This is a genomic window from Kineococcus indalonis (assembly GCF_009906395.1).
In the GTDB taxonomy this organism is placed as follows: Bacteria; Actinomycetota; Actinomycetes; order Actinomycetales; family Kineococcaceae; genus Kineococcus; species Kineococcus indalonis.
The window spans coordinates 1-5,304 of sequence record NZ_JAAALM010000285.1 but is presented as its reverse complement, the minus strand read 5'-3'; the positions used below and the strand labels follow the sequence as shown (position 1 = coordinate 5,304).

Annotated in this window: 7 protein-coding genes and 1 tRNA gene; 2 read left to right on the top strand and 6 right to left on the bottom strand. The window is 76.4% G+C overall.

Translation table 11 applies throughout. From position 1 onward, the window contains the following. Positions 1-92: 92 nt before the first annotated feature. Positions 93-914, bottom strand: coding sequence for a shikimate 5-dehydrogenase (locus GTR00_RS13885; RefSeq protein WP_166612203.1), 822 nt, complete (start codon positions 912-914; stop codon positions 93-95). A 114-nt stretch (positions 915-1,028) separates the two neighbouring features. Here GTR00_RS13885 and GTR00_RS13880 point away from each other — a divergent pair, with 114 nt between their 5' ends. Continuing rightward, positions 1,029-2,060: an LLM class flavin-dependent oxidoreductase gene (locus GTR00_RS13880; protein ID WP_166612202.1), complete on the top strand. Its 1,032-nt coding sequence runs from the start codon at positions 1,029-1,031 to the stop codon at positions 2,058-2,060. 94 nt (positions 2,061-2,154) lie between these two features. Here GTR00_RS13880 and GTR00_RS13875 read toward each other — a convergent pair. From GTR00_RS13875 to GTR00_RS13855, 5 genes are all read right to left on the bottom strand, one after another. Further along, positions 2,155-2,227, bottom strand: a tRNA-Ala gene (locus GTR00_RS13875). Positions 2,228-2,319: 92 nt separating this feature from the next. After that, positions 2,320-2,961 carry a histidine phosphatase family protein gene (locus tag GTR00_RS13870; RefSeq protein WP_166612201.1) on the bottom strand — a complete coding sequence of 214 codons (642 nt, stop codon included), beginning with the start codon at positions 2,959-2,961 and terminating at the stop codon, positions 2,320-2,322. After that, the gene (gene rsfS / locus GTR00_RS13865; RefSeq protein ID WP_166612200.1) at positions 2,958-3,344 is read right to left on the bottom strand and encodes a ribosome silencing factor; all 387 of its coding nucleotides are present in this window, start codon (positions 3,342-3,344) and stop codon (positions 2,958-2,960) included. Before rsfS ends, GTR00_RS13870 begins: the two co-directional genes overlap by 4 nt. Before the next feature lie 39 nt (positions 3,345-3,383). Then, entirely contained in the window at positions 3,384-4,034 is a 651-nt protein-coding gene (gene nadD / locus GTR00_RS13860) for a nicotinate-nucleotide adenylyltransferase (RefSeq protein ID WP_407659695.1), read from the bottom strand. Next, a complete protein-coding gene (locus tag GTR00_RS13855) occupies positions 4,031-4,210 on the bottom strand; it encodes a hypothetical protein (RefSeq protein ID WP_166612198.1) in 180 nt (59 codons plus the stop codon). Before GTR00_RS13855 ends, nadD begins: the two co-directional genes overlap by 4 nt. Positions 4,211-4,304: 94 nt before the next feature. On the opposite strand from GTR00_RS13855, the gene GTR00_RS13850 reads away from it, so the two are divergent. Then, a partial coding sequence (locus tag GTR00_RS13850; protein ID WP_323132475.1) for a glycosyltransferase family 2 protein occupies positions 4,305-5,304 on the top strand: 1,000 nt, incomplete at its 3' end.

Sequence of the window (5,304 nt, the reverse complement as noted above, 5' to 3'; positions counted from 1 at the left end):
CAGCAGGGGTCTCGGCCGCCGGGCCCGCGCGCTGGATGCGTCGTGCGGGTGACGTGCGCGCCGGGGGCCCGGGCTGAGCGCGGGCCGGGGCCTCAGCGCGCCCGGGAGAACTCCCCCGCCCGGCGCACCTGCTCGTCGGTGGGGCGCACGCCGGTGTAGAGGGCGAACTGCTCGGCGGCCTGCACGGCGGCGATCTCGGTGCCGGTGACCACCTCGGCGCCGCCCTCGCGGGCCAGGCGCACCAGCGGGGTCAGCTCGGGCACCGCGACGACCTCCACGACGGCCGCGGCGGCGGCGACCACCTCGCGCGGGGCGGGCAGCTCGTGGGCGGCCGGTCCGCCGGCCATGCCGACGGGGGTGGCGTTGACGAGCAGGTGCGGGCGCAGCCCGGTGGCCGCGGGCACCCAGCGGGCGCCGTAGGCGCGGGCCAGCGCCGGGCCGGCCTGCTCGTTGCGGGCCACGACCGTGAGGTCGCCGTACCCCTGGTCGCGCAGCGCGGCCAGGCACGCCTTGGCCATGCCGCCGCTGCCGAGCACGACGGCCGGCCCGGCGGGGCGCACGCCGTGGGCGGCGAGCAGGTGCACGACGGCGAGGTAGTCGGTGTTGTGCGCCACCAGGTGCCCGTCGGTGTTGACGATGGTGTTGACCGAGTCGATGGCGGCCGCGGAGGCGGTCAGCTCGTCCACGAGCGGGATGACGGCCTCCTTGAAGGGCATCGAGACCCCGCAGCCGCGGATGCCCAGGGCGCGCACGCCCGCGACGGCCGCGGCGACGTCGGTGGTGGTGAACGCCTTGTAGACGTAGTCCAGGCCGAGCTCGGCGTAGAGGTGGTTGTGGAAGCGGGTGCCCAGGTTGCTCGGCCGGCCCGAGAGCGAGATGCACAGGCGCGTGTCCCTGGAGACGCGCTCGCGCAGCTCCAGGGGGAGGGGGGCGGCCGGTGCGGTGGTGGGGTCGCGGTGCTCGGTCACGGGGCCATCCTGCCCGCCGGGACGGGGAACACCGGGCGGAGGTTGCACGTTGAACCAGTCGTGCAGAGCATCGGGTTCCTCTCCTTCGGCCACCACCAGCCGGTGCCCGGCTCGCGGGTGCGCACGGCCCGCGAGGCCCTCGTGCAGACCGTCGAGCTGGCCGAGGGCGCCGAGGAGCTCGGCGTCGACGGCGCCTACGTGCGGGTGCACCACTTCGCCCGCCAGCAGGCCGCCCCCTACCCCGTCCTGGCGGCGGTGGCGGCGCGCACCTCGCGCATCGAGATCGGCACCGGCGTGATCGACATGCGCTACGAGAACCCCCTGTACGCGGCCGAGGAGGCCGCGCAGGTGGACCTGCTCTCCGGCGGCAGGCTGCAGCTGGGCATCAGCCGCGGCTCACCCGAGCCCGCCCTCGACGGCCCCGCCGCCTTCGGGTACGTGCCCGCCCAGGGCGAGACCGGCGCCGACATGGCCCGCCGGCACACCGAGGTCTTCCGCCGGGCGATCGGCGGGGCCGGCGTCGCCCCGTCCGACCCGCGCGTGACGGGCCGCTCCGCGCCGCTGCCGGTGCTGCCGCAGTCGCCCGGGCTGGCCGAGCGCGTCTGGTGGGGCTCGGGCACCCGGGCCACCGCCCGCTGGGCCGCTGAGCAGGGCATGAACCTCATGAGCTCCACGCTGCTCACCGAGGACACCGGCGTGCCCTTCGACGAGCTGCAGGCCGAGCAGATCGCCGTCTTCCGCGAGGCGTGGGCCGCGGCCGGGCACCGCCGGACCCCGCGCGTCTCCGTCAGCCGCAGCGTGGTGCCCCTGGTCAGCGACGAGGACCGGCGCTGGTTCGGCGGGGAGGTCGGCGCCACCGACCAGGTCGGCTCCCTCGGCGAGCCGGGTCTGGCGCGCTTCGGCAGGAGCTACGTGGGCGAACCGGACCGCGTGGCGGAGGACCTCGCGAAGGACGCCGCGGTGCGCGAGGCGGACACCCTGCTGATCACCGTCCCCAACGCGCTGGGCGTGGAGTACAACCTGCACCTGCTGGAGTCGATCACCCGGCACGTCGCGCCCGCCCTGGGCTGGTCCCCCGCCGCGCGCGGCTGAGGAGGGTCCGGGGTGCGCGGCAGCGCGCACCCCGGGGCACCGCCCCCGAGCACGACGAAGGGCCCGGACTCCCGTCCGGGCCCTTCGCGTCGTGTGGAGCTGAGGGGATTCGAACCCCTGACCCCCTCCATGCCATGGAGGTGCGCTACCAGCTGCGCCACAGCCCCTTGCTCGTTCCCCCGGGTTTCCCCCGCGGCAACGAGAAGAACTCTACCCCATCCGCCGGGGCGCTCGTGACCACCCCCGGCCGGGGCGGCCCTCAGCCCTCCGCGCCCTCGCTCGCCCCCGGCGGCCCGGCGTTGTACTCGCCGAGCACCCAGCCCGAGCGGCCGCGGGAGAGCACCGCCCAGTGCGCGTTGCGGAAGCCGGCGAAGGCGCCCCACGCGGCCAGCTCCAGGCCCAGCAGCCGCAGCAGCGCCGCCTTCAGCGCCGCCCCGTGCGAGGCGACGACGAGGGTGCCGCCCTCGGGCACCCGCTCGGCGTGCCGCTCCACGGCGTCCGCGGCGCGCACCCCCACCTCGCTGCGGCGCTCCCCGCCGCCCAGGGCCACGTCCTCGCCGCCGCGCCAGGCGGCGTACTCCTGCGGCCAGGAGGCGGTGATCTCGTGGTGCAGCAGGCCCTGCCAGCGCCCGGCGTCGACCTCGCGCAGGGCCGGGTCCAGCAGCGGCGCCACGCCCGTCAGGGCGCTCAGGGCGCGGGCGGTGTCCGCGGCGCGGCTGAGGTCGGAGGCCACCAGCGCGCCGCTGCCCGGCTCCAGCACAGCGGCCAGGTGCGCGGCCGAGGCGGCCGCCTGGGCCCGGCCCACCTCGTCCAGCGGGACGTCCAGCTGGCCCTGGAAGCGGTTCTCGGCGTTGAAGGGGGTGCGGCCGTGCCGCCACAGGACGACGGTGCGGGCGCTCACGCCTGCGCGTCGCCCCCGGCGGTGGCGGCGGCCGGCAGCGCGATGGGCGGGCAGTCCTTCCACAGCCGCTCCAGCGCGTAGTACTCGCGCTCCTCGGCGTGCTGGACGTGCACCACGACGTCGACGAAGTCGAGGAGCACCCAGCGCCCCTCGCGCTCGCCCTCGCGGCGCACCGGCTTGGCGCCCAGGGGCAGCAGCTTCTCCTCCACCGCCTCGGCGATGGAGCGCACCTGCCGCTCGTTGGGCGCGGAGGCGAGCAGGAAGGCGTCGGTGATGAACAGCTGGTCGGAGACGTCCAGGGCGATGACGTCGGTGGCGAGCTTGTCGACCGCTGCCTCGGCAGCGGTCGTCACCAGCTCGAGAGCTCGCTCGGATGCGGGCACGGGGCTCCTCGGGTGGTCCGGGCCGTGGGCCCGGGACGATCAGTTCTCCAGCACCGATTGTCCCACGGTCCCGAGCACGGCCCCGTCGCCGTCGCGGTACAGGCCGTGCTTGCTGATGTGCTGCACCACGCCGTCGGGCACGAGGTACCAGACCGGCAGGCCCTCGGCCACGCGCCGGCGGCAGTCGGTGGAGGAGATCGACAGCGCCGGCACCTCCAGCAGGCTCACCCCGTCCAGGGGCAGGCCGTCGTCGCTGAGGGCGTGCCCGGGCCGGCTGACGCCCACGAAGTGGGCCAGCGACCACAGCTCCGCGACGTCCTTCCACTGCAGGATCTGCGCCAGGGCGTCGGCACCGGTGATGAAGAACAGGTCCGCCTCGGGGCGCAGCGCGGCCAGCTCGCGCAGCGTGTCGATCGTGTAGGTGAAGCCCTCGCGCTCGACGTCGATGCGCGAGACGGTGAACCGCGGGTTCGACGCGGTCGCGATGACCGTCATGAGGTAGCGGTGCTCCGCCGGCGCGATGTCCTGGCGCGACTTCTGCCACGGCTTGCCCGTGGGCACGAACACGACCTCGTCGAGGTCGAACCGGGCCGCCACCTCGCTGGCGGCGACCAGGTGCCCGTGGTGGATCGGGTCGAAGGTGCCGCCCATCACGCCCAGGCGCGGGCGGCGACCACCCTGCGCGCTCAGTGGCGGTTGCCCACGCTGCGGAAGGCCCACGTCACCAGCAGCATGGCCAGCAGGATGCAGCCCGCGACGATCGCGAAGGCGATCGGGGCCATGGGCAGGTGGCCCTCCCAGCCGTGGGCCTCCTCGGTCATCTCGGTGGTCTCGGCGGAGACGGCGGCGACCAGGGCGTTGAGCATGGGGCGTTCCTCCGGGGCGGTCCGTGCGGTGCTCCGGACAGTCTCGCACGCCCCGCTCCGCCGGGCCCGGCCGAGGGTGCGGGAGGATCGCGGCGTGCCCGAGCCCTGCGCGCTGACCGTCGTCGTCCCGGCGCGCGACGAGGCCGAGGTGCTGCCCGCGCTGGCCGCGCGGCTGCGGCCGGTGCTCGACGGGCTCGTCGCCGGCGGCCTGGCCGGCTACGAGGTCCTCGTCGTCGACGACGGCAGCACCGACGCCACGCCGGTGGTGCTGGCCAGGCTGCGCCGCGGCTGGCCGCAGCTGCGGGTGGTGCGGCTGCGCACCGGCTCCGGGCACCAGGCCGCGCTCTCCGCCGGGCTGGCCCGCGCCCGCGGCGCCCTGGGGGTGGTCACCATGGACGCCGACCTGCAGGACCCCCCGGAGCTGCTGCCGCAGCTGCTCGCCGCGGCCGGCGGCGGCGCGGACGGCCCGGGCGGCGTGGACGTCGTGTACGCCGTGCGCAGCGACCGCTCCGTGGACGGCTGGCTCAAGCGCACCACGGCCGCCGGCTTCTACCGGCTGGTGCGGGCGCTGGGCGGCACCGCGCCGGCGCAGGCGGGCGACTTCCGCTACACCAGCCGCGCCGTGGTCGACGTCGTGCTGCGGCTGCCCGAGCAGCACCGGGTGCTGCGGCTGGTGGTGCCCGAGCTGGGCTTCCGCTCCGCCAGCGTGCCGTACGCGCGCGCCGCCCGCGGCGCCGGGCGCACCAAGTACCCCCTGCGCCGCATGGTGCGCCTGTCGCTGGACGCCATCACCGGCTCCTCCACGGCCCCGCTGCGGCTGGCCACGATCTTCGGCCTGGGCGGGGCGGCGCTGACGTCGCTGCTGCTGGTGTACGCGCTGGTCTCCTTCGCCGTCGGCGCGACCGTGCCGGGGTGGACCTCCACCCTGGCGGTGGTGGCCGGCGCCGGCACCCTGCAGCTGCTGTGCCTGGGCGTGCTGGGCGAGTACGTCGGCCGGCTGTACGTGCAGCTGCAGGGCCGGCCCGCCTACCTCGTGGCCTCCGACTCGCTGGCGGACGACGGGGCGGACGACGGGGCGGACGACGGGGCGGACG

Excerpts from the sequence above, each read along its gene's own strand:
- GTR00_RS13855 (WP_166612198.1), bottom strand. The coding sequence starts at position 4,210 with ATGCTCAACGCCCTGGTCGCCGCCGTCTCCGCCGAGACCACCGAGATG.